This is a genomic window from Bradyrhizobium sp. SZCCHNS2022 (genome assembly GCF_032377575.1).
Lineage (GTDB): Bacteria > Pseudomonadota > Alphaproteobacteria > Rhizobiales > Xanthobacteraceae > Bradyrhizobium > Bradyrhizobium aeschynomenes.
In genome coordinates this window covers 6,602,460-6,629,455 of record NZ_JAUHHZ010000001.1, presented here as the reverse complement: position 1 = coordinate 6,629,455, position 26,996 = coordinate 6,602,460, and the positions used below count along the sequence as shown (strand labels likewise).

Annotated in this window: 26 protein-coding genes; 15 read left to right on the top strand and 11 right to left on the bottom strand. The window is 65.2% G+C overall.

Annotated features, from left to right (window positions below):
• Positions 1-27 precede the first annotated feature (27 nt).
• From QXZ94_RS29590 to urtA, 6 genes are all read right to left on the bottom strand, one after another.
• Entirely contained in the window at positions 28-864 is an 837-nt protein-coding gene (locus tag QXZ94_RS29590; protein WP_315724379.1) for an urease accessory protein UreD, read from the bottom strand.
• A gap of 58 nt (positions 865-922) precedes the next feature.
• On the bottom strand, positions 923-1,618 hold the full coding sequence (gene urtE, locus QXZ94_RS29585) for an urea ABC transporter ATP-binding subunit UrtE (protein WP_315724377.1): 696 nt from the start codon (positions 1,616-1,618) through the stop codon (positions 923-925).
• A gap of 116 nt (positions 1,619-1,734) precedes the next feature.
• Entirely contained in the window at positions 1,735-2,496 is a 762-nt protein-coding gene (gene urtD / locus QXZ94_RS29580) for an urea ABC transporter ATP-binding protein UrtD (RefSeq protein WP_315724375.1), read from the bottom strand.
• Between the two features lie 5 nt (positions 2,497-2,501).
• Positions 2,502-3,665: an urea ABC transporter permease subunit UrtC gene (gene urtC / locus QXZ94_RS29575; protein WP_315724373.1), complete on the bottom strand. Its 1,164-nt coding sequence runs from the start codon at positions 3,663-3,665 to the stop codon at positions 2,502-2,504.
• On the bottom strand, positions 3,662-5,224 hold the full coding sequence (gene urtB / locus QXZ94_RS29570) for an urea ABC transporter permease subunit UrtB (RefSeq protein WP_409998811.1): 1,563 nt from the start codon (positions 5,222-5,224) through the stop codon (positions 3,662-3,664). The genes urtC and urtB overlap by 4 nt, the downstream gene beginning before the upstream one ends.
• A gap of 132 nt (positions 5,225-5,356) precedes the next feature.
• Complete coding sequence (gene urtA / locus QXZ94_RS29565; protein ID WP_315724369.1) at positions 5,357-6,679, bottom strand: urea ABC transporter substrate-binding protein; 1,323 nt, start codon at positions 6,677-6,679, stop codon at positions 5,357-5,359.
• Positions 6,680-7,185: 506 nt separating this feature from the next.
• Here urtA and QXZ94_RS29560 point away from each other — a divergent pair.
• From QXZ94_RS29560 to QXZ94_RS29550, 3 genes are all read left to right on the top strand, one after another.
• Positions 7,186-8,598, top strand: coding sequence for a DEAD/DEAH box helicase (locus QXZ94_RS29560; protein WP_315724367.1), 1,413 nt, complete (start codon positions 7,186-7,188; stop codon positions 8,596-8,598).
• 24 nt (positions 8,599-8,622) lie between these two features.
• Positions 8,623-8,913: a translation initiation factor IF-1 gene (infA, locus tag QXZ94_RS29555; RefSeq protein ID WP_172110082.1), complete on the top strand. Its 291-nt coding sequence runs from the start codon at positions 8,623-8,625 to the stop codon at positions 8,911-8,913.
• Positions 8,914-9,214: 301 nt separating this feature from the next.
• Positions 9,215-9,427, top strand: a complete 213-nt coding sequence (locus tag QXZ94_RS29550; RefSeq protein ID WP_006612155.1) for a cold-shock protein — start codon at positions 9,215-9,217, stop codon at positions 9,425-9,427.
• Between the two features lie 153 nt (positions 9,428-9,580).
• Here the strand turns inward: QXZ94_RS29550 and QXZ94_RS29545 are convergent, their stop codons facing one another.
• From QXZ94_RS29545 to QXZ94_RS29530, 4 genes are all read right to left on the bottom strand, one after another.
• Entirely contained in the window at positions 9,581-10,135 is a 555-nt protein-coding gene (locus tag QXZ94_RS29545) for a TadE/TadG family type IV pilus assembly protein (RefSeq protein WP_315724365.1), read from the bottom strand.
• 47 nt (positions 10,136-10,182) lie between these two features.
• Positions 10,183-10,728: a TadE/TadG family type IV pilus assembly protein gene (locus QXZ94_RS29540; RefSeq protein ID WP_172110084.1), complete on the bottom strand. Its 546-nt coding sequence runs from the start codon at positions 10,726-10,728 to the stop codon at positions 10,183-10,185.
• 266 nt (positions 10,729-10,994) lie between these two features.
• Positions 10,995-11,432 carry a pilus assembly protein N-terminal domain-containing protein gene (locus tag QXZ94_RS29535; RefSeq protein ID WP_172110563.1) on the bottom strand — a complete coding sequence of 146 codons (438 nt, stop codon included), beginning with the start codon at positions 11,430-11,432 and terminating at the stop codon, positions 10,995-10,997.
• Between the two features lie 198 nt (positions 11,433-11,630).
• Entirely contained in the window at positions 11,631-12,458 is an 828-nt protein-coding gene (locus QXZ94_RS29530) for a sterol desaturase family protein (RefSeq protein WP_172110085.1), read from the bottom strand.
• A gap of 401 nt (positions 12,459-12,859) precedes the next feature.
• On the opposite strand from QXZ94_RS29530, the gene QXZ94_RS29525 reads away from it, so the two are divergent.
• From QXZ94_RS29525 to QXZ94_RS29480, 10 genes are all read left to right on the top strand, one after another.
• The gene (locus QXZ94_RS29525) at positions 12,860-13,024 is read left to right on the top strand and encodes a Flp family type IVb pilin (protein ID WP_008964729.1); all 165 of its coding nucleotides are present in this window, start codon (positions 12,860-12,862) and stop codon (positions 13,022-13,024) included.
• Positions 13,025-13,344: 320 nt separating this feature from the next.
• Positions 13,345-13,869: a prepilin peptidase gene (locus QXZ94_RS29520; protein WP_315724361.1), complete on the top strand. Its 525-nt coding sequence runs from the start codon at positions 13,345-13,347 to the stop codon at positions 13,867-13,869.
• Between the two features lie 126 nt (positions 13,870-13,995).
• Positions 13,996-14,796 (top strand): Flp pilus assembly protein CpaB, encoded by an 801-nt coding sequence (cpaB, locus tag QXZ94_RS29515; RefSeq protein WP_172110087.1) that lies wholly within the window; start codon positions 13,996-13,998, stop codon positions 14,794-14,796.
• A gap of 17 nt (positions 14,797-14,813) precedes the next feature.
• Complete coding sequence (locus tag QXZ94_RS29510) at positions 14,814-16,295, top strand: type II and III secretion system protein family protein (RefSeq protein WP_315724359.1); 1,482 nt, start codon at positions 14,814-14,816, stop codon at positions 16,293-16,295.
• Positions 16,296-16,317: 22 nt separating this feature from the next.
• Positions 16,318-17,058 carry a CpaD family pilus assembly protein gene (locus QXZ94_RS29505; protein WP_315724357.1) on the top strand — a complete coding sequence of 247 codons (741 nt, stop codon included), beginning with the start codon at positions 16,318-16,320 and terminating at the stop codon, positions 17,056-17,058.
• On the top strand, positions 17,055-18,323 hold the full coding sequence (locus QXZ94_RS29500; protein WP_315724355.1) for a CpaE family protein: 1,269 nt from the start codon (positions 17,055-17,057) through the stop codon (positions 18,321-18,323). Before QXZ94_RS29505 ends, QXZ94_RS29500 begins: the two co-directional genes overlap by 4 nt.
• 21 nt (positions 18,324-18,344) lie before the next feature.
• On the top strand, positions 18,345-19,808 hold the full coding sequence (locus QXZ94_RS29495; RefSeq protein ID WP_315724353.1) for a CpaF family protein: 1,464 nt from the start codon (positions 18,345-18,347) through the stop codon (positions 19,806-19,808).
• Between the two features lie 12 nt (positions 19,809-19,820).
• A complete protein-coding gene (locus QXZ94_RS29490; protein WP_172110092.1) occupies positions 19,821-20,795 on the top strand; it encodes a type II secretion system F family protein in 975 nt (324 codons plus the stop codon).
• Positions 20,796-20,804: 9 nt separating this feature from the next.
• Positions 20,805-21,779 (top strand): type II secretion system F family protein, encoded by a 975-nt coding sequence (locus QXZ94_RS29485; protein WP_172110093.1) that lies wholly within the window; start codon positions 20,805-20,807, stop codon positions 21,777-21,779.
• 84 nt (positions 21,780-21,863) lie between these two features.
• On the top strand, positions 21,864-23,105 hold the full coding sequence (locus tag QXZ94_RS29480) for a Zn-dependent hydrolase (RefSeq protein WP_315724347.1): 1,242 nt from the start codon (positions 21,864-21,866) through the stop codon (positions 23,103-23,105).
• A 9-nt stretch (positions 23,106-23,114) separates the two neighbouring features.
• Here QXZ94_RS29480 and QXZ94_RS29475 read toward each other — a convergent pair whose 3' ends face one another.
• Positions 23,115-23,924 carry a tetratricopeptide repeat protein gene (locus QXZ94_RS29475; RefSeq protein WP_315724345.1) on the bottom strand — a complete coding sequence of 270 codons (810 nt, stop codon included), beginning with the start codon at positions 23,922-23,924 and terminating at the stop codon, positions 23,115-23,117.
• Positions 23,925-24,119: 195 nt separating this feature from the next.
• On the opposite strand from QXZ94_RS29475, the gene QXZ94_RS29470 reads away from it, so the two are divergent.
• Together QXZ94_RS29470 and QXZ94_RS29465 are read left to right on the top strand one after the other, a co-directional pair.
• Positions 24,120-25,502: a leucyl aminopeptidase family protein gene (locus tag QXZ94_RS29470; protein ID WP_315724343.1), complete on the top strand. Its 1,383-nt coding sequence runs from the start codon at positions 24,120-24,122 to the stop codon at positions 25,500-25,502.
• On the top strand, positions 25,495-26,337 hold the full coding sequence (locus tag QXZ94_RS29465; protein ID WP_315724341.1) for an NlpC/P60 family protein: 843 nt from the start codon (positions 25,495-25,497) through the stop codon (positions 26,335-26,337). Before QXZ94_RS29470 ends, QXZ94_RS29465 begins: the two co-directional genes overlap by 8 nt.
• The last annotated feature ends 659 nt before the right edge of the window (positions 26,338-26,996 follow it).

The following is a 26,996-nucleotide window of genomic DNA, read 5'->3' as shown; positions in this document are numbered from 1 at the left end:
ACTTGGTAAGCGTCGCTTGGTAAATGTCTAGTTGAGCCAGAGCCGCGGCAGCGGCACGGTCGAGGCGCAGCCGAGCACGGCCATCATGTCGGCGCGCAGGCTTGCGGCATCTTGGGCACAGAAGCGCGCCATTGCAAATCCATTCCAGGCCGACAGCCCGGCCTCGCCCCGGAACGCCGGCAGGCTCTCCCTGATGCGCTCCACCAGTGCGGCGTCGCCGGGGACGATCAGCGCAGTCCCGATCGAAGCGGCGCCGTTGGCGATCGCGGGCTCCGCCAGCTTGGCGCCGACGTCGCCGTCGAGGCGGACGGTCTCGGCGAACACCAGCTTGCCGCCGCGCCGCAGCCGCCAGCGATCGACGAACTCGCCCTCGCGCATGCGCTCGCCCATGGCCGTGCGGCCGAACACGACGATCTCGCACAGGAGCAGCGAAGCGGCCTCGGCAAGCTCGATGTCGATGCGGCGGTGGATGCGGGCGCGGTCGAACAGGATGGTCTCCTGCGGCAGCCACGAGATGTGCGCGCCGGCTTCGGCCTTCAGCACAATGTCCAGCTCGGCCGGCGTCCCCGGAGCGCGATAGACCTTCTCGGCGGCGGCGCTCGACAGCGTCACGCGGCTGCCCTCGCCGGCCGCGACCTGGATGGCGAAGCGGTCGCCGCCGGCGATGCCGCCGGCCGTATTGACGAACATCGCCGAGAGGCCATCATCCTCCGGCGAGGGAAAGCGTACGCGCAGCGAGCCGGACTCATGCAGATGGTGACGCCGCGTCACGCCGTCCTGCAGCCGCACGTCGAAGCGCACCGCGCCGCGGGCGCGGTTGGCCTCGAAGATGTCGGCGGCGGCGCTGGCGGGATCGGCCCGCATCGATCCCCTCCCCTGGGACCGGACGCGGCAAGGCCGCGCCCTGAGAGCTAGATGACGATCACAGCGCCATCTGGCGGCTGATCTCGGCCTGGTCGAGATTGGCGCGGGTGCAGGTGAACTTCACCGCGCCGCGATCCATGACGGCGAAGTTGTCGCCGAGTTCGCAGGCAAAGTCGAGATACTGCTCGACCAGCACGATGGCGATATTGCCGAGATTGCGCAGATAGGAGATGGCCCGGCCGATGTCCTTGATGATCGAGGGCTGGATGCCCTCGGTCGGCTCGTCCAGCAACAGGACCTTCGGCCGCATCACCATGGCCCGCCCGATCGCGAGCTGCTGCTGCTGCCCGCCGGAAAGATCGCCGCCGCGCCGGCCGAGCATCGACTGCAGCACCGGAAACAGCGAGAACACGTCGTCCGGGATGCTGCGATCGGCCCGCTTCAGCGGGCCGAAGCCGGTCTTGAGATTCTCCTCGACCGTCAGCAGCGGGAAGATCTCGCGGCCCTGCGGCACGAAGCCGATGCCCTTCCGCGCCCGCTCGTAGGGCTTCAGGTGCGTGATGTCGGTGCCGTCGAAGGTGATGCTGCCCGACGCGAGCGGATATTGCCCGACCAGCGCACGCAGCAGCGACGTCTTGCCGACGCCGTTGCGGCCGAGCACGCAGGTGACCTTGCCCGGCTCCGCCGCGATCGAGACGCCACGCAGCGCCTGGGCGGCGCCGTAATAGAGGTTGATGTCCTTGACGCCGAGCATCACCGACCTCCGGTCGCTGATGGGCGAATGGCGAATAGCGAATAGCTAATCGAAATTGCTGTCCCGATCATTGTTTCCTGCGCTTCCCTAGTCGCTACTCGCCACTCGCTATTCGCCTATCGGCCCAGATACACTTCGATCACGCGATCGTTCGATGACACCTGGTCGATGGTGCCCTCGGCCAGCACCGTGCCTTCATGCAGGCAGGTGACCTTGACGCCGAGCTCGCGCACGAAGGTCATGTCGTGCTCGACGACCATGACGGTGTGATCCCGATTGATTTCCTTGAGCAGCTCAGCCGTCTGATGCGTCTCGACATCGGTCATGCCGGCCACGGGCTCATCGACCAGCAGCAGCTTCGGGTCCTGCGCCAGCAGCATGCCGATCTCCAGCCACTGCTTCTGGCCGTGCGACAGGCTGCCGGCGAGCTTGCGCCGGAGATCCTTGAGCCGCACCGTCTCCAGCACCTTGTCGATCTGGTCCGCTTCGCCCCTGGAGCCGCGCCAGAACAGCGTACCCTTGACGCTATGATCGACATTGAGCGCGAGCAGCAGATTGTCCTCGACCGACTGGCTCTCGAACACCGTCGGCTTCTGGAATTTGCGGCCGATGCCGAGCTCGGCGATGCGGGTCTCGTCGAGGCGGGTGAGATCAGTCTTGCCATCGAACAGCACCGTACCCTCGTCGGGCTTGGTCTTGCCGGTGATGATGTCCATCATCGTTGTCTTGCCGGCGCCGTTCGGACCGATGATGGCGCGCATCTCGCCGGGCTCGAGCGTCAAGGACAGATTGTTGATGGCGTGGAAGCCGTCGAAGGAGACGTGCACGCCGTCGAGATAGAGCAGCGCGGAGGTCGATCTCGTATCCATCACGTTCATGCCGCTCACTCCGCCATCTTGGGTTCGGTGACGCCATCCTCGCGGGCGGCGCTGTCGGCATTCGGCCGCTTTGTGCCGAGCTGGTCCCACCAGCTATTGAAGGTGCCCACGATGCCCTTCGGCAGCAGCAGCGTCACCAGCACGAAGAGCGCACCCAGCATGAACAGCCAGTACGGGGCCAACACACCCGAGGTGAAGAACGTCTTGGCGTAGTTCACGACGACAGCACCGAGCGCCGCGCCCACCAGCGTGCCGCGGCCGCCGACGGCGACCCAGATCACCGCCTCGATCGAGTTGCCGGGAGCGAACTCCGAGGGGTTGATGATGCCGACCTGCGGCACGTAGAGCGCGCCGGCGACGCCGGCCATGCAGGCCGACAGCGTGAACACGAACAGCTTGTAGGACTCGACGCGGTAGCCGAGGAAGCGCGTGCGCGACTCGGCGTCACGGATCGCGATCAGCACCTTGCCGAGCTTCGACGAGACTACCGCGCGGCAGATCAGGAACGCCAGGATCAGCGCCAGGCAGCTCAGCGCGAACAGGGCCGCACGTGTGCCTTCGGCCTGGACGTTGAAGCCGAGAATGTCCTTGAAATCGGTCAGGCCGTTGTTGCCGCCGAAGCCGAAATCGTTGCGGAAGAAGGCGAGCAGCAGCGCATAGGTCATCGCCTGCGTGATGATCGAGAGGTACACGCCGGTGACGCGCGACCGGAAGGCGAGCCAGCCGAAGCCGAAGGCCAGCAGGCCGGGTACGACCAGCACCATCAGCGCGGCGAACCAGAACATGTCGAAGCCGTGCCAGTACCAGGGCAGCTTCGAATAGTTCAGGAACACCATGAAGTCCGGCAGGATCGGATTGCCGTAGACACCGCGGGTGCCGATCTGGCGCATCAGGTACATGCCCATCGCGTAGCCGCCGAGCGCGAAGAAGGCGCCGTGGCCGAGCGAAAGGATGCCGCAATAGCCCCAGATCAAATCGATCGAGAGCGCCAGGATGGCGTAGCAGACATATTTGCCCCACAGCGCCACCAGATAGGTCGGCACCTGCAAGGCAGATCCCGCCGGCAGCAGCAGGTTCGATAGCGGGATCAGGACGCCGCAGGCGGCGACCACGAGCACGAAGATCGTCGCGGCGCGGTCCAACGACCTCGTCAGCAGATGCGGCATCATGCTTCCACCGCCCGGCCCTTGAGCGCGAACAGGCCGCGCGGGCGCTTCTGAATGAACAGGATGATCAGCACCAGGATCGCGATCTTGCCGAGCACGGCACCGGCGACCGGCTCCAGGAACTTGTTGGCGATGCCCAACGTGAAGGCGCCGACCAGCGTGCCCCACAAATTGCCGACGCCGCCGAACACCACGACCATGAAGGAGTCGATGATGTAGCTCTGGCCGAGATTCGGGCTGACATTGTCGATCTGCGACAGCGCCACGCCGGCGATGCCCGCGATGCCCGAGCCGAGCCCGAAGGTGAGCGCATCGACGCGTGAGGTCGCAATGCCCATCGACGCCGCCATGCGCCGGTTCTGCGTGACGGCACGCATCTCCAGGCCCAGCGCGGTGTAGCGCAACATGGCCAGAAGGATCCCGAACACGGCCATCGTGAAGCAGAGGATCCAGAGCCGATTGTAGGTGATGGTGATCTGGCCGAGCTCGAAGGCGCCGCTCATCCAGGAGGGGTTGCCGACCTCGCGGTTGGTCGGGCCGAACGCCGAGCGCACCGCCTGCTGCAGGATCAGCGACAGGCCCCAGGTGGCGAGCAGGGTCTCGAGCGGACGTCCGTAGAGAAAGCGGATGATGGTGCGCTCGATCACGACGCCGATCGCGCCGGCCACCAGGAAGGCGAGCGGCACCGCGATCAGCAGCGAATAGTCGAACAGCGCCGGGTAGCGGGTGCGGATCACTTCCTGCACCACGAAGGTGGTGTAGGCGCCGAGCATCACCATCTCGCCATGGGCCATGTTGATGACGCCCATCACGCCGAAGGTGATGGCAAGCCCGATCGCGGCCAGCAGCAGCACCGAGCCGAGCGACAGGCCGTACCAGGCGTTCTGCACGCCGGACCAGATCGCGAGCGTGCCCTGGATCGAGGAGATCGCGCTCGCCGCCGCCTTGGCGACATTCGCCGGCTGGTCGCCGCCGCTGATCTCGGTGAGCAGCGCCAGCGCCTCCTGGTCGCCGCGCGCCCTGATGGTCGCGACGGCCTCGAGCTTGTCGACCTCGCTGGCGTCGGACTTGAACAGCAGGATCGCGGCGCGGGCCTCGGCGAGCGCCTGCTTCACCGTACGATTGGTTTCCTTGGCGAGCGCCGACTCCACGGTCGGCAGCGTCGCCTCCTCGTGCGACTTGAACACGGACTTGGCCGCGGTCAGCCGGGTGTTGGTGTCGGGCGACAGCAGGGTCAGGCCGCCGAGCGCGGCATCGACGCTGCGGCGCAGCCGGTTATTGAGGCTCACGGCCGCGGCGCTGTCCGGCAGCTTGTCGACGGCGGCTCCCGTCGCGGCATCGATGATCTTGCCGTCAGCCTGCTTGATGAAGACCTTCTTGGTCTCGGCATCGAACATCAGCCGCTCGTCCTGCAGCGCGCTGATGATCGGAAACGCCAGCGGGTTGCCGGACACCGCGATCTCGCCCACGGCGTCGTCGGTGTCGGAGAAGTCGTCATTGGCGAATTTGGCGACCGATTCTTCGAAGCTGGCGGCAAAAGCCGGAGCGGTCGCGACGATCAAGGCAATGGATAGAAGAAGGCCGCGCACAAGCGCGAGAACAATGGCAGGCACTGGACCACCCCGGCAGGAGGAAGAGAGAAGGCGGCGGAGGTCGCCGCCTTCTCCGGTCTTGATGACGTCGCAAGGCTCAGATCAGGTGCCCGAGCCCAGGCACTTGTTGGTCTTGGTATTGTAGTTGCCGCACTTCTTGCCGACCCAGTCGCCGATCAGGTCCTTGGAGCCCTCGAGCTCCTTCGACCAGGCGTCGCCCGGGACGAGATCCTTGGTCTTGTAGACGACGCTGAACTGGCCATCGCCCTTGATCTCGCCGATGAACACCGGCTTGGTGATGTGGTGGTTCGGCAGCATCTTCGACACGCCGCCGGTCAGGTTCGGCGCCTCGGTGCCCGGGAGCGCGTCGATGACCTTGTCGGCATCGGTCGACTTCACCTTCTCGACCGCCTTCACCCACATGTTGAAGCCGATCACATGCGCTTCCATCGGGTCGTTGGTCACGCGCTTCGGGTTCTTGGTGTAGGCCTGCCACTCCTTGATGAACTTCTCGTTCGCCGGAGTCTTGATCGACTGGAAGTAGTTCCAGGCGGCGAGATGGCCGACCAGCGGCTTGGTGTCGATGCCGGCGAGCTCTTCCTCACCCACCGAGAACGCGACGACCGGAATGTCCTTCGCCTTGATGCCCTGGTTGCCGAGCTCCTTGTAGAACGGAACGTTGGCGTCGCCATTGATGGTCGAGACCACGGCGGTCTTCTTGCCGGCCGAGCCGAACTTCTTGATGTCGGCGACGATCGTCTGCCAGTCGGAGTGACCGAACGGCGTGTAGTTGATCATGATGTCTTCCTGAGCCACGCCCTTCGACTTCAGGTAGGCTTCCAGGATCTTGTTGGTGGTGCGCGGATAGACGTAGTCGGTGCCGGCCAGCACCCAGCGCTTCACCTTCTCTTCCTTCATCAGGTAGTCGACCGCCGGGATCGCCTGCTGGTTCGGCGCCGCACCGGTGTAGAACACGTTGCGCTCGCTCTCCTCGCCCTCGTACTGGACGGGATAGAACAGGATGCTGTTGAGCTCCTTGAACACAGGGAGCACCGACTTGCGCGACACCGAGGTCCAGCAGCCGAACACGACCGCGACCTTGTCCTTGGTGATCAGCTCACGCGCCTTCTCGGCGAACAGCGGCCAGTTCGAAGCGGGGTCGACGACGACGGCCTCGAGCTTCTTGCCGAGCACGCCGCCCTTCTTGTTCTGTTCGTCGATCAGGAACAGGATCGTGTCCTTCAGCGTGGTCTCGCTGATGGCCATGGTGCCGGACAGAGAATGCAGAACGCCGACCTTGATGGTGTCGTCAGCGGCCATCGCCGGGCCGAAGCCGGCAGCGCCGAGAGCCAGGCCGGCAGCAGCAGCCAGCCAGCGACGGCGGCTGAACGGCGCCGTTAATTCCTGAGTGAGTCGAGTAAGCATGCGATAATATCTCCCTGACGCAGACGTGCTTCGCAGCCAAATCGGCCGGCGGTCTGCGGCGAGAGAATCGCAAGAAGCGTGCCATACCGTTCACATCTCGTAAGCCATTGACCAGAATGTGGAACTCGGCACGTTCGCGGCGAACGGTCGCATCCACCTGCCGCGATTCTGGGCATGCAAACTGACCAATCAGCCATCACTCAGCATTAAATTTATGCACAATGTTTGAAATGGCTAATTTTAAAGCAGCCCATTACCGCTTTCGGCGGCATGCCGGAGAGCAGCGGGCTTGAAACGAGCGTCCATCTGTTCCATATAGCTGATAGATCGAGGCGAATCGGCCGGATCTTTGCGAGCCGCGTGTTCTCTAGCTCAGACTGAGCTTTTGGCTCCGCATTCTCAGCACTCCACACTAGGCGCTCCAAACACGCGGGTGTCTCAATCACCCGCCCGCGTCCGGCACGCATGCCGACGAGGGCATATCCTCTTATGGAAAGCCCCATCTTTTGACCTCCTTTCAGGACTTCAACCTCGCCGACGCGCTGACGCGCGCGCTGAAGGAAGAGAACTACACCACCCCCACCCCGATCCAGGCCCAGACCATCCCGATCGCGCTGCAAGGCCGCGACGTGATCGGCATTGCGCAGACCGGAACCGGCAAGACGGCCTCGTTCGCGCTGCCGATCCTGCATCGCCTGCTCGAGAACCGCATCAAGCCGCAGCCGAAGACGGCCCGGGTGCTGGTGCTGAGCCCGACCCGCGAGCTGTCCGGCCAGATCCTCGACAGCTTCAACACCTATGGCCGTCACATCCGCCTCAGCTCCACGCTCGCCATCGGCGGCGTCCCGATGGGCCGCCAGGTCCGCGCGGTGATGCCGGGCGTCGACGTGCTGGTCGCCACCCCGGGCCGCCTGCTCGACCTCGTCCAGGGCAACGCTCTGAAGCTGTCCCACGTCGAGTTCCTGGTGCTCGACGAAGCCGACCGCATGCTCGACATGGGCTTCATCAACGACATCCGGAAGATCGTGGCGAAGCTGCCGATCAAGCGGCAGACGCTGTTCTTCTCGGCCACCATGCCGAAGGACATCGCCGAGCTCGCTGATGCCATGCTGCGGGATCCGGCGCGGGTCGCCGTGACCCCGGTGTCCTCGACGGTCGAACGCATCGCCCAGCGTGTGATCCAGGTCGATCACTCCGCCAAGCCGAACCTGCTGGCTCAACTGCTCAAGGATGAGCCGGTCAACCGCGCCCTGGTGTTCACCCGCACCAAGCACGGCGCCGACAAGGTCGTGAAGGGCCTGGAGAAGGCCGGCATTCCGGCCCAGGCCATCCATGGCAACAAGTCGCAGAACCACCGCGAGCGCACTTTGGCGGCGTTCCGCACCGGCGAGATCCGCACCCTGGTCGCGACTGACATCGCCGCGCGCGGCATCGACGTCGACGGCGTCAGCCATGTCGTCAATTTCGACCTGCCGAACGTGCCCGAGACCTATGTCCACCGCATCGGCCGCACCGCGCGCGCCGGCGCCGAGGGCGTGGCGATCTCGCTGGTCGCCGGAGCAGACGAGATGTCGTATCTCCGGGATATCGAACGGCTGATCAAGGTCTCGCTGCCGCGTGAGGACCGTCGCACGCCGGGCCATCGCGAGGCCGCGCCGCCGGCCAAGCCGCAGCAGCATCGTGGCGGCCGTCCTGGCATGCAGAACGCGCGGGCCAATGAGGGTGGCAACGCCGCAAAAGGCCCTCGCCGCCGTCGCCGTTCCAATGCTAAGATGCCGGCTCTGCCAGGCAATCGTCAGGAGCCCCAACGTCCGTCGCAAGGCGGCGGCAAGGCCGGGTCGATTCAGGGCGTTGCGTTCCTGCATCGCGAAGGCAGACCCAAAAACCACGCTCACAACCGCAACCAACGGCCAAACTAGACGTCTATCGATCTGGAGAAAGACATGGCTAAGGAAGAGCTGATCCAGTTCGAAGGGCTGGTCACCGAAATCCTTCCCGACGCGCGCTACCGGGTGCAACTCGACGCGGGGCACGAAATCGTCGCCTACACCGCCGGGAAGATGAAAAAGAATCGCATCAAGACGCTCGCGGGCGACCGCGTGACCGTCGAGATGTCGCCCTATGATCTGGAAAAAGGCCGCCTGATCTTCCGGCACAAGGACGAACGCCCCGCCGGCGCGGGCGGCCCTCCGCGTGGCGCACCGCAGCGTGGCGGACAGTTCCGCCGGCGCTGACGCCTGGGGCGGAAGAATGCTCCGCCCCGGCCGTGCGACTTGATCAACCCTTACGCAATCAGCGACAATTCAACGCGTCGGCCGCAGGCCGGCGCGTCAAAAAATCGTGCGCCCTCCCGCACCTCAGGATTGTTTTGCGCGGCCATTTCCAATAATATAGCCCGCAATCGATTTTCGGCCGGACGAGATTAGCTATTACCGGTACAGCCGGTTCAGACGCTGACGACCCTTCCAAAAATTCGATCTAACCAGCCCAGACTTCTGGGTTACGCATTTGATATCTGAGAAGGGAACTACCCCCGTGAGCATGGGAACCGTGAAGTGGTTTAACGCAACCAAGGGCTATGGCTTCATTCAGCCGGATGACGGCGGCAATGACGTGTTCGTGCACATCAGCGCCGTCGAGCGCGCTGGTCTCGGCACGCTGCGCGAAGGCCAGAAGATCTCCTACGAGATCGTGGCGGACCGCCGTTCGGGCAAGTCGTCGGCCGACAATCTCCGCGCCGCCAACTGAGCTGCGCAAGAGCGGTTTCGATCGCTCGCGAACAAAACGAAAGGCCGCCTCGCGCGGCCTTTTTTACTGTCCAATCGTCATGGACGCCTGATCTCAAGCCCGGCGCATCGCGCACGTCGCGTGATGCCGGACCGGTCCGCCCGACGGGGCCCCTCAGCAGCTCGTTGCCGGACTGTAATAGACGCAGGTCGATTGCCGGGGGCGAGTGTAGGCGACATCGCTGAGATTGACGCCCGTCTTGGCCAGCACGTAGCCGATCGTGGGAACGTACTGATAGCTCACCTCGCTGAAGATCAGATAGGTGCCGCTGACCAGCAGATCGGCCGGAACCCCGACCGTCGTGCCCGTCGTCCGCGGCGCCGATCCCTTGCTCCACTTCACCGTCGCCTGCTTCGAGGTCGGATCGACATAAAGCTCGGTGATCGTCGCGTTCACCGGCGTCGTCGAATACGGGTACAGGATGCCGGTCGAGGCCGCGAAGAAGTTCGACATGTCGCTGTCGCCGACCGAGGTCGACTGCGAGGTCAGGTCGGACAGCGTTCGCGCCATCAGCGTCACCTTGCGGTCGACCGCGATCGCCGAGCAGAACTCCACCGTGCCGAAGAACATCACCAGCATCAGCGGCACGATGAAGGCGAACTCGGTCGCGGCGACGCCGCGTCGATCGGCCCCGAACGCGCGGAGGCGACTTAGCAGCTGGGATTCCATCTTCGACCTCGGTCTGTCTGCACAACGCATGATGGTTCCTGGCGCCCTTATGAATACGGCTCGTTCTTGAATGCGGCCGTGCCGACGAGCAGCCGCTTGCTGCCGGTCAGATTCGCGATGTTGTAGCCGAGCCCGGTCACGAAGATCGGCCATTGATAGAACAGCCTGACGACGACGATGTCGCCGGCCGCGCCCGGGCTATAGGTCATGTTGTTGACGAAGTTGCCGGTGTTGTCGATCTGGCTGTTGATCGTCACGCTGCCGAACGAGGAGTAGCTCTTCACGTCGATGTAGATCTTGTTGCAGTCGAACAGCGCCGGAACCTGGGTGCAGACGTAGCTCGCGAATTGCGACTGCGTGTACGAGCCCTGCTGGGCCTGCCCGGTCAGGATCATGCGGGCGGAGTCCTGCGTGATCGTCTCGAGCACCTGACTGGCGAAGAACATCAAGGCCGTTTCGATGATCGCGAACAGCAGCGCGAAGAAGACCGGAGCAACCAGCGCGAATTCGAGCGCGGCCGACGCGCGTCGATTGCGCCGAAAGCGCCGCAGCAGCCTGCGGATCGAACCGGTCGCGGAAACGGAGGCTTGCATTGTCTGACCCGGAATTTGGAAACCCACATCAACCTGAGTGAAACAAATAGCGGAAACTCCTTGGCAAAGGGTTTCCCACAATCCGAACGAAATGGGCGGCGGCGTCAACCGCTCGCTAACCAAGTTCAGCAATCTCCCCGCTGACCTTCTGCAGTGGCTGGCCGAGACTGCACGCGAGAGCGCCGTCCGGCTCATTGCGGTCCGGACGCGCTGCCGATCGAGCATGGTACGCCCCAGCCTCGGCAGGGGCGCCCCGACTTGAAGTCTTAGTTGGTCTTCGAGGCGGACGCGGCATTGCCGCTGGCCTGGCTCGACATCGTCCCGGCCTGGTCGAGCACGGATTTGAAGTAGCTGTCGCCGTCGCCCAGGGTGACCCGGCGCTGGCAGACCGGCATGCAGCTATAGGTCTCGCGGTCGACGCCGCGATACACCGTGACGAGTCGGTCGGTCGGCCCGGCAACCTGGATCTGGCGGTCGATCAGCACCTGGCCGCCGCGGTCCATGGCGATGAAATTGGTGGCGCCGTAGCTCTTGCCGGTCACGACGATGATGCCGCCGCTCTGCAGGGTCACGTCCGCAATCATCGGATTGCCGACCACGAGGGTCGCAACGCGGTCCGGCAGCTTGACCAGCTTGGCCTGGTCGACGTTCACGGCGATCGCTGGATCTGGATCCGCCGACGCCGCGGCCGGCCACAACAGCATCGCGGCCACGGCCGTCCGCAGAGCAAGGGAGACATAAGGACGACACGACACACTGAACGACATACTCAACCCCGGGACCTTGACGAGCCGTCTCAAGCGATACGCAGCGGTGACGGCGCCCGACGCGGCAAATCTGCGCTCAATTGGTGAACGATCTACAAACGCGCCCCAATTCTCTCGGCGGCGGGCGCGCGGCGATCAGCGACGAAACGGGAAGACGAGCTGACCGGCGAACTCACCGGGCATCGTCGCTTCATCCTTGCCGTAGCTCGTCGGAAGCTGCCCCTCCGGCATCCGGAACGTGCCGAACAGAATGTCCCAGAGTGGGAAAGTGCCGGCGAAATTGGTGTTGCCGCCCTCCGCCATCGAGGTGTGGTGCCAACGATGGAACACGGGAGTTGCCAGGACATATTTGAACGGCCCGAGCGTCCAATTGAGGTTGGCGTGGACGAAGGCGGAATGGAAGGTCGTGAACGGGCCGACCCAGAGCATCACGTTGGGCGAGATGCCGGCCATCAACAGGATCACGTCGACCGCAATCGTGCCGATGATCAGGTTGACGGGATGGAAACGCGCCGCCGAGATCCATTCGAGGTCCTCCGACGAGTGATGAACCGCGTGGTATTTCCAGAACTCGCCGCCATGAAACAGACGGTGGGTCCAATACAGCATAAAGTCGGCGAGCACGATGAACAGCAGCCCCTGCAGCCATTCCGGCAATTGCGCCAGCGGTCCATGGCCGTTCTCGTAGAAGGCGATCAGCTCATCCGCATCGTGGATCTTGAAGATCACGCCGGCCCCCAGCACCAGCAGCCCGATGCGCAGGACGCGCGCGAACACCGGCACGAAGAACCAGTAGACCATGTCGGTGACAAGCTCGCGCTTCTGCCACCATGGCTTGCCAGGATTGCAGGCCCAGAAATGGCTGAGCACCGAGAACACGACCGCCAGGACCAGCGTGATCGGCAGCACCTTCTCGATGGTCTGGCCGAGCATCAGCACGACTTCCCATGGCAGACCGGACATAACATTCCTCATCACGTGAACTTTCCCGAGAGGTACTCTCCGGCGCTTAAGGAGCCGTGAACCTCACGGCGCATCCGGGCGCGAGCACGGCTGGGTCAAGCCTGCGCACCGAAGGAAGAATGTACAAGGAATCCTAGGACCCGCGGACCCCGACGTGCCGCGCCTCTATTTCCTATGCCGTGGACGAACCTCGAATGCGCGAGCGGTTTGTTTCAGTTTTTTCCCGCGCGGTTCATCCGAAATTTACTCTGCGCAAGAACGGCCATCCGTCGTGATGTTTCATCGGTTGAATTAACTACGCCGAAATTCCTGCCCCCTAGGGTGCCCATATGGTCACGGTGCTGAGAACGCCGCAACGACCAGAATTTGTTCGACCAGCCACGTGTACATGGAGTTACCCTATGAAGAATCTTCTTGCTCGCTTCGTGAAGGATGAATCCGGCGCGACCGCCATCGAGTACGGCCTGATCGCCGCCGGCATCTCGCTCGCGATCATCGCGGCCGTGAACGGTCTCGGCTCCAGCCTGAGCTCCAAGTTCGGCTCGATCAACTCGTCGCTGAAGTAAGCGGTCATCACGACCGAGCAAAGAAGGCCCCGGACTTCCGGGGCCTTTATCATTTCCACGTCCAGCTCCGCGGCGTTCAGTGATGCGTAACCATGTCGTCTCCGCAGTCGCAGCCCGGCGCCCGCTCCGGCAGGCCGATGCGGCACTGCGTTTGATCTGCAGCGCGCTCGCTCTGTCCATCCTGGTTCTGGCGGCCCGCATCGCCAGCGTCTGGTGAGGCGAAAACGGCGGGAGGGCGGATCGTTTCCCGATCGTTTATCTGTTGCCGCTAGATTGGCGAGCCAGCGCATCCTGCGCCGGTTCTATGCCGTTGAGAGCCCATGACCCTCGATCTCGCGCGCCTGCTGCTGTTTCCGGCTCTGATGGCCTTCGCGGCGACGAGCGACCTGTTCACGATGACCATTTCCAACCGGGTCTCGCTGGCGCTGGTCGCGGGCTTCCTGGTACTGGCGCCGCTGAGCGGAATGAGCATGAACGACATGCTGATGCATTTCGGCGCTGGCGCGGTGCTGCTGGTGATCGCCTTCGCATGCTTTGCGTTTGGCTGGATCGGCGGCGGTGACGCCAAGGTCGCTTCGGCCGCCGCTCTGTGGTTCGGCTTCGCCCATCTGATGAACTATTTGTTGTACGCCTCGATCTTCGGCGGCGTCCTCACGCTCGCTCTCATGCAATTCCGGCAATGGCCCCTGCCCTACATGCTCGCCGGGCAACCCTGGCTTGCGCGCCTCCACGCCAAGGACAGCGGCGTTCCCTATGGCATAGCGCTCGCACTGGGCGCCTTGATGGTCTATCCGGAGACGGAATGGGTGAAGGCGATCGATGCGGCGCGTCTGGCGCTGCTCTGACAACACCGTGTGAACGCGGTGTTAAGGCGATTTAGATACGCCTCATTAACCATGCTTTGACGAATAACTGCTCAACTCCCATCACGGCGGCGGAAGCGTCGCGGCGTAATGTGGAAAGTGAAGCGTATGAATACCGCACGCATTGTGGTTCTGACCATCGCTGTGGGCGCTGGCGGCGTGGCCGCATATCTGGCGAGCGGGTCCGACGATCGGCCGGCTCAGGTTGCCGCGCCAGCGCCACAGGTGCCGACCGTCGACGTTCTCGTCGCCAAAGCCGATATCGGCCTCGGCCAGTCGCTCAAGCCCGAGCACCTGCAATGGCAGAGCTGGCCGGCGGCGACGGCGAGTTCCAGCTTTATCAGGCGCAATGAGCGGCCCGAAGGTCAGAACGAAGTCACGGGCACGATCGCGCGGGCGCCGTTCATTGCCGGCGAACCCATTCGCGAGCAGAAGCTGGTCAAGTCCGACGGCTCCGGCTTCATGGCGGCGATCCTGCCGGCGGGCATGCGGGCCGTCTCCACCGAGATCTCGCCGGAAACCGGCGCCGGCGGCTTCATTCTGCCGAATGATCGCGTCGACGTCATCCTGTCCAAGCGCGAGCGAAATCCGGATCAGCCCAACGCGGGTGACGTCGTCAGCTCCGATATCATTCTGTCGAACATCCGCGTGCTGGCGATCGATCAGGCTCCGAAGGAGAAGGACGGCCAGACGACGGTGGTCGGCAAGACCGTCACGCTGGAGCTGAAGCCGGAGCAGGCCGAGACGCTCGCCCGTGCGCGGCAGACCGGAACGCTGTCGCTGGCGCTCCGCAGCATTGCCGATATCAACATGGCCGAGAAACGTCCGGACGAGAACAGCCGCAGGCGCAGCGACAGCGTGGCCGTGGTTCGCTTCGGCATTCCCAGCACGATGACGACGCAGAAGTGACCGAGAGGACTACCAAGATGATTTGCAGCGAAAATCAGCGGAAACTGCGGACCCTGATGGTCCGCGCGCTGTCGTTTTCGGCCGCCGCTGCGCTGACATTCAATCCGGCGCTTGCACCGGTGATCGCCGCGGACTACCGCCCGGCGGCCGCAGCCGCGGCTGCCGACGGCCAGATCAACGCACGCTTCCTCGCTCTCGGGATCGGCAAGTCCGTGGTCATCGATCTGCCGCGGGACATCAAGGACGTCCTCGTCGCCGATCCGAAGATCGCGAACGCCGTGGTCCGCTCGTCGCAGCGCGCCTACATCATCGGCGCCGCGGTCGGCCAGACCAACATCGTCTTCTTCGATGCCCAGGGCCAGCAGATCGCGGCTTACGACATCGCGGTGAAGCGCGATCTGAACGGCGCGCGTGCCGCGCTGAAGCAGCTGCTGCCCAACGCCGAAATCCAGATTGAAGGCATCGGCGACGGCATCGTGCTCACCGGTTCGGCGTCGAGCCAGATCGAGGCTCAGCAGGCCGGCGAGCTGGCCGCTCGCCTTGCCGGCGGCGCCGACAAGGTGGTCAATTCGATCACGGTGCGCGGCCGCGACCAGGTGATGCTGAAGGTGACCGTCGCCGAGGTGCAGCGCTCGGTCGTCAAGCAGCTCGGCATCGATCTTTCGGGCCAGCTCAATTACGGCACGGCCGTGGTCAGATTCGCCAACTCCAATCCATTCACCGCCTATGGCAGCAACCTTGTCTCGAACAATGCCGTGAGCGCGGCGCTGGGGGGAGCGACGCCATCGGTTCAGGCCACACTCCGGGCCATGGAGAACGCGGGCGTGATCCGCACGCTGGCCGAGCCCAACCTGACAGCGATCTCGGGCGAGTCCGCGACCTTCATCGCCGGCGGCGAGTTTCCGGTTCCGGCCGGCTACTCCTGCGATCCCACGACCCACGTCTGTACCACGCAGATCAGCTTCAAGAAGTTCGGCATCTCGCTCAACTTCACGCCGGTCGTGCTGAGTGAGGGGCGGATCTCGATGCGGGTGATGACCGAGGTTTCGGAGCTCTCGAACGAGAATGCGATCACGCTGTCCCAGGCGGTGAGCTCGACCACCACGAACTCGCTGACCGTGCCCTCGATCAAGACCCGTCGCGCCGAGACGACGCTCGAAATCCCCTCGGGCGGAGCGATGGCCATGGCCGGCCTGATCCAGCAGCAGACCAAGATGGCGATCAGCGGCATGCCGGGCCTGATGCAGCTTCCGGTGCTGGGCGCGCTGTTCCGCAGCCGGGACTATGTCAACAACCAGACCGAGCTGATGGTGCTGGTGACGCCGTTCGTCGTGCGCGCCGTTTCGCAGAAGGATCTGTCCCGCCCGGATGACGGCTTCGCGGCGGCTTCGGACCCGCAGGCCGACCTGCTGGGCAGCATCAACCGCATCTACGGCGTGCCCGGCCGGACCGAGCCCGGACGCAACTATCGCGGCACCTATGGCTTCATCACGGACTGAGCTGGGACAAGGACTTGCACCGATGATCATGAAATCCAGCCCCGCTCGACACCGCCGACTGCGGCTTGCCGTCGCCCTGGCCGGCACGGCGGTCCTGCTCGGCGCCTGTAACTTCCGCAGAGATCCGGCCGTCACGGCCAGCATCCCTGACGACTATCGGCTGCGCCACCCGATCGCGGTGCAGGAAGCCCCGGATTCCCTGGTCGTCTTCGTCGGCCAGGGCCGCGGCGGCTTGACCGCCGAGCAGCGCGCCGATGTCATGGGGCTGGCGCAGAGCTGGATGCGCCAAGGCACGGGCGCGATCAGCGCCGACGTCCCGAGCGGCACCCCGAATGCCCGCGCCGCCGCCGACTCGATGCGCGAGATTCAGTCCCTGTTCGCGGCTGCGGGCGTGCCTCCGCACGGCATCACCGTCCGCAACTATCAACCGAAGGATCCGCGCCAGATGGCCGCGATCCGGCTGAGCTATCCGAAGCTTTCGGCCACCGCGGGCCCCTGCGGCGTCTGGCCGGACGATCTCGGACCCTCGATCAAGAACAAGAACTGGTTCGACAACAAGCCTGATTGGAACTTCGGCTGCGCCTATCAGCGCAACATGGCCGCCATGGTCGACAACCCGTCCGATCTCGTGCAGCCGCGACCCGAGACCCCCTCCTACACCACCCGGCGCACCGCGTTGTTCGAGAAATACCGCAAGGGAGCGTCAACCGCGATCACGTATCCCGAAGCCGACAAGGCCAAACTCAGCGACACAGGCAAATGATCAGCTACGCCCGACAGACCCAAGAGGAGCAGCCTGACGTCGTGCCGCCGCCGGCCGACGATCATATCGCGCCGGCGCCGCGTGTCTCGGTGCAGGCGTTCTGCGAGACCGTGGAAACGGCCGCCACCGTGCAGGCCGCCGGTGAGGACCGGCGGCTCGGCAAGGCGCATCTGAAGATCCAGATGGGCGGCATGGCGGCTGCGATCGAGGCCTACCGGTCGGCGCCGACGCCCAACGTGATCATCCTGGAGACGGATGCCCGCACCGACATCCTTGCGGGCCTCGATCACCTTGCGACGGTCTGCGATCCCGGCACCCGCGTCGTCGTGATCGGCCGCGTCAACGACGTGACGCTGTATCGCGAGCTCGTGCGCCGCGGCGTCAGCGACTATGTGCTGTCCCCGGTCACGCCGATCGACGTCGTCCGCTCGATCTGCAATTTGTTCTCGGCTCCCGAGGCCAAGGCCGTCGGACGCATCATTGCCGTCGTCGGCGCCAAGGGCGGCGTCGGCGCATCGACCGTCGCGCACAACATCGCCTGGGCGATCGCCCGCGATCTCGCGATGGACTCGGTCGTCGCCGATCTCGATCTGGCCTTCGGCACCGCCGGCCTCGACTACAATCAGGATCCCGCCCAGGGCATCGCGGACGCCGTATTCTCGCCTGATCGGATCGACATCGCGTTCATGGACCGGCTGCTGTCGAAATGCACCGATCATCTGAGCCTGCTGGCCGCACCGGCGACGCTCGACCGCGTCTACGATTTCGGCGCCGAGGCGTTCGATTCGGTGTTCGATACGCTGCGGGCCTCGATGCCCTGCATCGTGCTCGACGTGCCGCACCAATGGTCCGGCTGGACCAAGCGGGCGCTGATCAGCGCCGACGACATTCTGATCGTCGCGGCGCCGGATCTCGCCTCGCTGCGCAACACCAAGAACATGTTCGACCTTCTCAAGGCCGCGCGACCCAATGACCGCACGCCGCTGTATTGCCTGAACCAGGTCGGCGTGCCCAAGCGGCCGGAGATCAATGCCAGCGAGTTCGCCAAGGCGATCGAAAGCCCGCCGATCGTGACGATCCCGTTCGAACCGCAGATCTTCGGCGCGGCGGCCAACAACGGTCAGATGATTGCGGAGATGTCACCCAATCATCGGACGACCGAGATGTTTCTTCAGGTCGCGCAGCGGCTCACCGGCCGCAGCGAGACCAAGAAGCCGAAAGGCTCCTTCCTGTCGCCTCTGCTTGACAAGCTGAGGGCGAAATAAGCCCGCGTGGAGTTCTAAGTCGTGTTTGGTAAGCGTAGCGGATTAGACAGCGATACCAGGACCCTCAGGCCGGCCGCGCCGGCGCCCGAGCCGGCCGCGGCAGCGCCGCGCCCGGCTTCTCCGGCCGTGTCGGCACCTCCTCTGGCCCCAACCCGGCAAGCGCCTCCGCCGCCGCCCCCCGTCGTGGAGGCCCGGCGCTCGGACAATTACTACCAAGTCAAGGCGACCATCTTCGGCGCGCTGATCGAAGCGATCGATCTCGCCCAGCTGGCCAAGCTCGACGGCGAGTCCGCGCGCGAGGAAATCCGGGACATCGTCAACGAGATCATCGCGATCAAGAACATCGTGATGTCGATCGCCGAGCAGGAGGAGCTGCTCGACGACATCTGCAACGACGTGCTCGGCTATGGCCCGCTTGAGCCGCTGCTGTCGCGCGACGACATCGCCGACATCATGGTCAATGGCGCGGGCACGGTCTTCATCGAGGTCGCCGGCAAAATCCAGCGCACCGGCATCCGCTTCCGCGACAACCAGCAGCTCCTGAACATCTGTCAGCGCATCGTCAGCCAGGTCGGCCGCCGCGTCGACGAATCCTCGCCGATCTGCGACGCCCGTCTCGCCGACGGCTCCCGCGTCAACGCCATCGTGCCGCCGCTGGCGATCGATGGCCCCGCGCTCACCATTCGAAAGTTCAAGAAGGACAAGCTGACGCTCGATCAGCTGGTCAAGTTCGGCGCGATCTCGCCCGAAGGCGCGGAGATCCTGCAGATCATCGGGCGCGTCCGCTGCAACATTCTCATCTCCGGCGGCACCGGCTCGGGCAAGACCACGCTGCTCAACTGTCTGACCAACTACATCGATCATGACGAGCGCGTCATCACCTGCGAGGACGCAGCCGAGCTCCAGCTGCAGCAACCTCATGTGGTCCGCCTGGAAACCCGCCCGCCCAACATCGAGGGCGAGGGCCAGGTCACGATGCGCGAGCTGGTGAGAAACTGCCTGCGTATGCGTCCCGAGCGCATCATCGTCGGCGAGGTCCGCGGACCCGAAGCGTTCGACCTGCTGCAGGCGATGAACACCGGTCACGACGGCTCGATGGGCACCCTGCACGCCAACAACCCGCGCGAAGCGCTGTCACGTTGTGAATCCATGATCACGATGGGCGGCTTTTCGCTGCCGTCACGGACCATCCGCGAGATGATCTGCGCCTCGATCGACGTCATCGTCCAGGCCGCGCGCCTGCGCGACGGCTCGCGCCGCATCACGCACATCACCGAGGTGATGGGCATGGAAGGCGATACGATCATCACCCAGGATATCTTCCTCTATGACATCGTCGGCGAGGATGCGAACGGCAAGATCATCGGCCGCCATCGCTCCACCGGCATCGGCCGGCCACGGTTCTGGGAGCGCGCCCGCTACTACGGCGAGGAGAAGCGGCTTGCGGCTGCGCTCGATGCGGCCGAAGTCGCGAGCAAGGAGTAACGGAGAGACCCCATGAAGTTTCAGGCTCTCGCACTCGCCTTCCTCGCAGCGACCGCCATCGGCGGCATCGCCTGGGTGTTCCTCTATCCTCTGCTCTCGGGCGAGCGGAAGGCGGAGCAGCGGCGCAGCACCGTCGCCAAATCGGAGCCTGTGGTCCGTCAGGCCGAACGCAGCCAGCGCTCGCGCCGCGAGCAGGTCGAATCCTCGCTCAAGGATCTCGAGGCCAAGGCGCAGAAGCAGAGCAAGGTTCCGCTGAACATGCGGATCTCGCAGGCCGGGCTCGACTGGACCGTTCAGAAGTTCTGGATCATTTCCGGCGTCCTCGGCTTTGCCGTCTGCGCGATCGCCTTCTTCGCCGGCGGCGGCCCGCTCGGCGCGCTCGGCCTCGGCTTTGCGGCGGGTCTCGGCCTGCCGCGCTGGATCCTCGGCTTCCTCAAGAAGCGGCGGGAGAAGAAATTCCTGGCCGCGCTGCCCGACGCGGTCGACGTGATCGTGCGTGGCATCAAGGCCGGCCTGCCGCTGTTCGAATCCATCAAGGTCGTTGCCGCCGATGCGCCCGAGCCGCTACGCGGCGAGTTCCTGGCCATCATCGAGACCCAGGCGATCGGCATGCCGCTGGGCGAGGCCTGCGCGCGACTGTATGAGCGGATGCCGCTGCCCGAGGCCAATTTCTTCGGCATCGTCATCGCGATTCAGCAGAAGTCCGGCGGCAACCTGTCGGAAGCGCTCGGCAACCTTTCAAAGGTGCTGCGCGACCGCAAGAAGATGGCCGAGAAGATCCAGGCGATGTCGATGGAAGCCAAGGCCTCCGCCGGCATCATCGGCTCGTTGCCGCCGATCGTCATGCTGCTGGTCTATCTCAGCACACCCGACTACATCTCGCTGCTCTGGACCCATCCGACCGGCCAGCTGATGCTGGTCGGCTGCGTGATCTGGATGTCGATGGGCATCATGGTCATGAAGAAGATGATCAACTTCGATTTCTAAGGTAGTCCCATGGTCGACTTTCTGATCACCAAGCTTCATGATCCGCACTTCATGACGATGTTCTTCGCCGCCATCGCGGCGTCGGCCACCGTCTACACGCTGATCATGCCGCTGTTCGCGGGCGAGAACCTGAACAAGCGCATGAAGGCGGTCGCCAGCGAGCGCGAACGGATCAAGCAGCGTGAGCGCGAGCGGCTGAATGCCGGTGAAAAGGTCTCGCTGCGACAGACACCGAAGCAGCTCGTCTCCCGCGTGGTGGAGGATTTCAACCTCACCAAATGGCTGGCCCAGGAGGCGGCCCGCGAGAAGCTCATCATGGCCGGCTACCGCGGCCAGGCGCCCTACATCACCTTCCTGTTCGCACGCCTGGTGACGCCGCTCGTCCTGTTCGTCGGCTCGGTGCTCTACGTCTTCGTGATCGCACATCTCGAGAAGTCGATGCCGGTCAAGATCGGCATCTGCGTCGGCATGGCCTATCTCGGGCTGCAGGCGCCGATGCTGTTCCTCAGCAACGCGATCTCCAAGCGCCAGCTGTCGATCAAGCGCGCGTTTCCCGACGCGCTCGATTTACTGCTGATCTGCATCGAGTCCGGCATGTCGATCGAGGCCGCGTTCCGCCGGGTCGCGATCGAAATCTCCAGCCAGTCGATCGCGCTGTCGGAGGAGTTCACATTGACCACGGCGGAGCTCTCCTACCTTCAGGATCGCAAGGTGGCCTATGAGAACCTCGCCCGCCGCACCGGCCTGGAAGGTGTCAAGTCGGTCTGTCTCGCGCTTCAGCAATCGGAGCGGTACGGCACTCCGCTCGGGCAATCGCTGCGCGTGATGGCGCAGGAGAACCGCGACATGCGCATGAACGAGGCCGAGAAGAAGGCCGCCGCACTGCCGCCGAAGCTGACGGTGCCGATGATCCTGTTCTTCCTGCCGGTGCTGTTCGTGGTCATTCTGGGACCGACCGGCATCAAGGTCGCGGCCATGCAGTAGCCGACGGCCCGCACGGCGAAATATCGCTTGCGGAGGCGGCGTCACTTTGAAAGCTAGGCGGAGCATGATCGAGGTCTCCGCCTGATGTCCGACACTCTCCGCCGCGCCGATGGCGCCCGCGTCCTCGCCGACCTGAACGCGCTGCGCGCCTTCGGCACCTACAAGACCGGCGTCCACCGCCCGACCTTTTCCGAGGCGCACCGGCAGTCACTGGATTGGCTCGCCGCGCGTCTCCCCGACGCGCAGCTCACGGCCGAGATCGACGGCATCGGCAATGTGCTCGGCACCAGCACCAAGCCGGGTCCAAAGCTGCTGGCCGGCTCGCATCTGGAGAGCCAGAACTACGCTGGCTGGCTCGATGGTCCGCTCGGCGTGGTCTACGCGCTCGAAGCCGCCCGCGTGCTAAATCCCGATCCCTCCATCGCAGGCGCCGTCGAGGTCGCCTCCTGGTGCGACGAGGAGGGCCATTTCGGCGCCTTCCTCGGCAGCCGCTCCTATGTCGGCGACGTCAGCGAGGCCGACATCGATGCCGCCCGCGACCGCAGCAGCCCGCGCGCGATGCGCGAGGCGCTCGCCGAGATGGGCCTCGCGGGGCGACCACGCCTGCAGGCCGAGCGGGGCCGGCACATCGGCTATCTCGAGGCTCATATCGAGCAAGGCGACACGCTCGAGCAGAGCGACCTCAAGGTCGGCGTCGTCACCTCGATCGTCGGCATCTGGCAGTACCGCATCATCTTCACCGGCGAACAGAACCACGCCGGCACGACGCGGATGGCGGTGCGCAAGGATGCCGGGCTCGCACTCGCCAAATTCTGCGTTGCGATCGACGCGCGCTTTCCGGCCGCCTGCGGCCCGCGCACGGTATGGACCACCGGACGGATCACGCTCGATCCGGGCGCACCGAGCATCATCCCGGGGCAGGCCGAGATGCTGTTCCAGATCCGCGACGACAATCCCGCCGTGATCGACCGGCTCGAGGGGTTGCTGCGCGAGTTGGCGGCGCAAGCCTCCGCGGCGGGTCCCTGCCAGGTCGCCGTCGAACGCATCCGCACCGGCGCGCCGGCGATGATGGACGGCGCATTCCAGGATGCGATCGAGGCTGCGAGCAGCGCACTCGCCGGCGGCAGATCGCTGCGGATGCCGAGCGGCGCTGGGCATGACGCGCAGGTGCTGGCGACGATCATGCCTGCGGGGATGCTGTTCGTGCCGTCGATCGGCGGCATCAGCCATCACTGGACGGAGAACACCTCCGACGCCGACATCGTCACCGGCGCCGACGTCTTCGTCGACACCTGCCGCCGCCTGCTGGCAGGTGCGGCACGATGAGAAGAGCCATCAGTCCGGCTGGTTGAGGGCGGCCATCGGCGCGGCATTGCGCGCCTTGCCCTTCGCCTGGCTCTGGCCCTGGATCATCTGCTTCAGATAGGCGACGTTGGCCGCGGCCTCGTCGGGCGGCAGATCGGCGCGCGCGATCTGCTCCGCTTCCGCGAAACGTCCCTGCAGGCCGACGACGAGCGCGAGGTTCTGACGCACCCGCGCGTCCGCGCGCTGCGAACCGTAGGCCTGGCGCAGAGCCTGCTCCGCCTTGGGCAGCTCCCGCGTCAGCATGTAGGACAGGCCGAGATTGGACAGCACCGAGGGCTCGCCCGGAACGATCTTCAACGCGCTGTCGTAATAGCGCCGCGCCTCGTCGTGGCGGCCCATCTGGTCGAGCGCGGTGCCCTGCACCGACAGCAGCTTCCAGTCGGGATTGTCGGGCGAATGCGCGCGCGACAGCACGTCGAAGGCCAGCTTGAAATTGCCGTTGTCGGCGAGCGCGCGTCCGTACGCCGCGAGCACCACCTTGTTGCCGGGGTTGGCGAGCGTCGCCTGCTCCAGCACGGCGACCGCCTGCTCGCGCTGGCCGTTGTTGCGCAGCGCCTGGCCATAGGCCACCGCGGCGACGGCATCCTTGGGGTTGGCGCGATAGCGCTCGCCATAGACCTCGGCCGCACGCTGCGGCGTCGCCGGCGGCGCCTCGGCGGTAGGGCGGCCCAGCGAGCCCGTGACGTCGGACACGGTCTGGCACCCGCCGAGAGCGGCAGCAAGGAGCGCGGCGAGCGCCGCCGAGGCGAGGAGCCGGGTGATGGGAGGCTGTCGACGCATGATCACTGGACTCGAAAGGACGAGCGGATTGAACGCGCCAGCAATAAACTGTTAACGCTAACAGCCGGTTAATGGCGCAAGGCAGCCGCCCTCGCCACTGCGTCGGCTTGCGGGCCATGCGGCCGGCGCGATTGCGGGGGCGGCCGAACTCTGCGAAGTCTGCCTGCCAGCGCGCCCGTCAAGGAACCATTAGGCATGCCGTCGATCTACGAGACCGCCCCAGCGACATCCGCCATCCCGATCACCTTCGTGACGAAGTCGAGCTGGCCGGGGATCCGGGAGGGCCTGTCGGCGCAAGCGCGCAACTTTGCCGAGGCCAATGGCTACAGCGCCAAGCCCGGCAGCTGCCTGATCCTCCCCGATGCGGAGGGGCGCATCGCGCAGGTGCTGTTCGGCCTCGAGGACGACGACGCCAAGCACCGCGACCTGTTCCGCCCGGGCGTCCTGCCCGGCCAGCTGCCGGCGGGCACCTACCGTTTCGCCAACGCGCCGCATGATATCAGGCTCGCCGCGCTCGCCTTTGCACTCGGCAGCTACCGCTTCGGCCGCTACCGCAAGGCCGAGACGCCGGAGGTCCGCCTCGTTCCGCCCGACGGCGTCGACGGCGCCGAGCTGAACCGTCTGGCCGACGCGGCGGCGCTGGCGCGCGATCTCGTCAACACGCCGTCCAACGACATGGGACCGGAGGAGCTGGAGAGCGCCGCGAAGCAGGTCGCCGACCGCTTCGGCGCCCGCTTCAGCAGCATCGTCGGCGACGACCTGCTGGCCCAGAACCATCCGCTCATTCACGCCGTCGGCCGCGCCTCGACGCGGGCGCCGCGGCTGATCGAGCTTCGGTGGGGCGATCCATCGCACCCCAAGGTGACGCTGGTCGGCAAGGGCGTCTGCTTCGACACCGGCGGGCTCGACCTCAAGCCGTCCAGCAGCATGCTGCTGATGAAGAAGGACATGGGCGGCGCCGCCAACGTGCTGGCGCTTGCGCAGATGGTGATGGATGCCAAGCTCAAGCTGCAGCTGCGCGTGCTGATCCCCGCGGTCGAGAACGCCGTCGCCGGCAATGCCTTCCGTCCGATGGACGTGTTTCCCTCGCGCAAGGGCCTCACCGTCGAGATCGGCAACACCGACGCCGAGGGCCGGCTGATCCTCGCCGACGCACTGGCGCTGGCCGACGAGGATACGCCCGATCTGCTGATCGACATGGGCACACTGACCGGCGCGGCGCGTGTCGCGCTCGGCCCCGATCTGCCGCCGTTCTACACCACTGACGAGACGCTCGCCGCCGACGTCGCGCGCTGTGCCGCGGTCGAGAACGACCCGCTGTGGCGGATGCCGCTCTGGGCGCCCTATGATTCATGGCTCGACTCCAAGGTCGCGACCATCAACAACGCGCCCTCGGGCGGCTTCGCCGGCTCGATCACCTGCGCGCTGTTCCTGCAGCGTTTCGTCGAGCCGACCACGAGATGGCTGCATCTCGACATCTTCGCCTGGACGCCCTCGGCCAAGCCGGGCCGCCCCGAGGGCGGCGAGTGCCAGGCGGCACGCGCGCTCTACAAGCTCCTGAGCGAGCGCTATGGCTGATCCCCGCCTCACACCTGCCCGCGGCGACATCGCGGCCAGGCATCTCCAGGGACAGGTGACCGCTGAGCGCTTCGTCGAGGGCGAGACGCTGGTCGTCACCGATCCGATCGCGCCGCTGCGCCAGCAGCCGTTTTCGAGCGCCGAGCTTGCGACACAGGCGCTGAAGGGCGAGCGTGTCACGATCTACGACCGCAATGGCAAGGGCTGGGCTTGGGGCCAGCTCGCGGCCGACGGCTATGTCGGCTGGCTGCCGGAGGCTGCGCTGGCAGCGTCCGCTGCCGCTCCGACGCACAGGATCATCGCGCTGCGGACCTTCGCTTTCCCCGGACCATCGATCAAACTGCCGCCGCTCGAGACGTTGCTGATGGGGTCCACGCTCGCGGTGACACACGAGGATGCAAGCTTCGTGGTCGCGGCCGAAGGCTGGTTCGTGCCGAAGCAGCATGTCGCTGGCCTCGACCATGTCGAGCCCGACTATGTCGCCGTCGCCGAGCGCTTCGTCGGCACGCCCTATCTGTGGGGCGGCAAGAGCAGCCTCGGCATCGACTGCTCGGGGCTGGTGCAGGTGGCGTTGAATGCTGCGGGGCTTGAATGCCCGCGCGACAGCGACATGCAGTTGGCAGCACTGGGGCGCGCGCTAGCTGATGATGAGAAGTCAGCTCGCGGCGACTTGATCTTCTGGAAGGGCCACGTCGCCATCATCAGCGCTGCCGACACGCTTGTGCACGCCAACGCGTTCCACATGGCCACTCAGTTCGAGCCGATCGCGGAAGCCATCGCGCGCATCAAGGCGAGCGGGAGCGAGGTGCTGGCAATCAAGCGGCTCAGATCGTAGGGTGGGCAAAGGCACGATCGCGAGGCGATCGTGACGTGCCCACCATCGCAGATGCGCGCGCGGCCGTCACGGTGGGCACAGCGCGCGACAGGCGAGGCCGGAGCAGCCATCGAGCGAGCGCCTTGCCCACCCTACTGCCGACTATTCTGTTCGCACGACGATGGCGATACTCATCACGTCGACATCCAAGTCGCACCGCGAGTCGCGCAGCTAGCGACTGCGCCCTCGCCCCTTGTGGGAGAGGGCATGTAGGACAGAGCTGCAAGCTCGGTTGGGTGAGGGGTCTGCATCTACGAGCGAGATTGCGGAGAGAAACCCCTCACCCAACCGAGTACGTAGATCCGCCGAACATGCCCTCTCCCACAAGGGGCGAGGGCGCAGTCACGGGCAGCGTGCCGAGAGCACCAGTATTGCTAAAACTACGCGTGAAATGGCGCGTTGCCCGCCGATGCGAGCGTTGGGTCCGATTCTCATCTCAAACAGCATGGAGGACGAGCGTTCGCACTCTCGCGACCTCATCGGCCCGAGCTCTGCGACATCATCGCCCTCAAAAATGAGAGGGCGCAGGGAAGGCCGGGTGCCGACCGCACCCGTGGTTGCGTGCAACAAAGCACGCGGTAGTCACCACAGGTACGAGCCGAACATCCGGCCTTCCCTGC

What these genes read in the sequence shown, in the direction of transcription:
- QXZ94_RS29590 (WP_315724379.1), bottom strand. Translation starts at nt 864, where the DNA reads ATGCGGGCCGATCCCGCCAGCGCCGCCGCCGACATCTTCGAGGCCAAC.
- urtE (WP_315724377.1), bottom strand. Translation starts at nt 1,618, where the DNA reads ATGCTCGGCGTCAAGGACATCAACCTCTATTACGGCGCCGCCCAGGCG.
- urtD (WP_315724375.1), bottom strand. Translation starts at nt 2,496, where the DNA reads ATGAACGTGATGGATACGAGATCGACCTCCGCGCTGCTCTATCTCGAC.
- urtC (WP_315724373.1), bottom strand. Translation starts at nt 3,665, where the DNA reads ATGATGCCGCATCTGCTGACGAGGTCGTTGGACCGCGCCGCGACGATC.
- urtA (WP_315724369.1), bottom strand. Translation starts at nt 6,679, where the DNA reads ATGCTTACTCGACTCACTCAGGAATTAACGGCGCCGTTCAGCCGCCGT.
- infA (WP_172110082.1), top strand. Translation starts at nt 8,623, where the DNA reads ATGGCTAAGGAAGAGCTGATCCAGTTCGAAGGGCTGGTCACCGAAATC.
- QXZ94_RS29545 (WP_315724365.1), bottom strand. Translation starts at nt 10,135, where the DNA reads ATGGAATCCCAGCTGCTAAGTCGCCTCCGCGCGTTCGGGGCCGATCGA.
- QXZ94_RS29540 (WP_172110084.1), bottom strand. Translation starts at nt 10,728, where the DNA reads ATGCAAGCCTCCGTTTCCGCGACCGGTTCGATCCGCAGGCTGCTGCGG.
- QXZ94_RS29535 (WP_172110563.1), bottom strand. Translation starts at nt 11,432, where the DNA reads ATGCTGTTGTGGCCGGCCGCGGCGTCGGCGGATCCAGATCCAGCGATC.
- QXZ94_RS29530 (WP_172110085.1), bottom strand. Translation starts at nt 12,458, where the DNA reads ATGTCCGGTCTGCCATGGGAAGTCGTGCTGATGCTCGGCCAGACCATC.
- QXZ94_RS29525 (WP_008964729.1), top strand. Translation starts at nt 12,860, where the DNA reads ATGAAGAATCTTCTTGCTCGCTTCGTGAAGGATGAATCCGGCGCGACC.
- QXZ94_RS29520 (WP_315724361.1), top strand. Translation starts at nt 13,345, where the DNA reads ATGACCCTCGATCTCGCGCGCCTGCTGCTGTTTCCGGCTCTGATGGCC.
- cpaB (WP_172110087.1), top strand. Translation starts at nt 13,996, where the DNA reads ATGAATACCGCACGCATTGTGGTTCTGACCATCGCTGTGGGCGCTGGC.
- QXZ94_RS29510 (WP_315724359.1), top strand. Translation starts at nt 14,814, where the DNA reads ATGATTTGCAGCGAAAATCAGCGGAAACTGCGGACCCTGATGGTCCGC.
- QXZ94_RS29505 (WP_315724357.1), top strand. Translation starts at nt 16,318, where the DNA reads ATGATCATGAAATCCAGCCCCGCTCGACACCGCCGACTGCGGCTTGCC.
- QXZ94_RS29500 (WP_315724355.1), top strand. Translation starts at nt 17,055, where the DNA reads ATGATCAGCTACGCCCGACAGACCCAAGAGGAGCAGCCTGACGTCGTG.
- QXZ94_RS29490 (WP_172110092.1), top strand. Translation starts at nt 19,821, where the DNA reads ATGAAGTTTCAGGCTCTCGCACTCGCCTTCCTCGCAGCGACCGCCATC.
- QXZ94_RS29485 (WP_172110093.1), top strand. Translation starts at nt 20,805, where the DNA reads ATGGTCGACTTTCTGATCACCAAGCTTCATGATCCGCACTTCATGACG.
- QXZ94_RS29480 (WP_315724347.1), top strand. Translation starts at nt 21,864, where the DNA reads ATGTCCGACACTCTCCGCCGCGCCGATGGCGCCCGCGTCCTCGCCGAC.
- QXZ94_RS29475 (WP_315724345.1), bottom strand. Translation starts at nt 23,924, where the DNA reads ATGCGTCGACAGCCTCCCATCACCCGGCTCCTCGCCTCGGCGGCGCTC.
- QXZ94_RS29470 (WP_315724343.1), top strand. Translation starts at nt 24,120, where the DNA reads ATGCCGTCGATCTACGAGACCGCCCCAGCGACATCCGCCATCCCGATC.
- QXZ94_RS29465 (WP_315724341.1), top strand. Translation starts at nt 25,495, where the DNA reads ATGGCTGATCCCCGCCTCACACCTGCCCGCGGCGACATCGCGGCCAGG.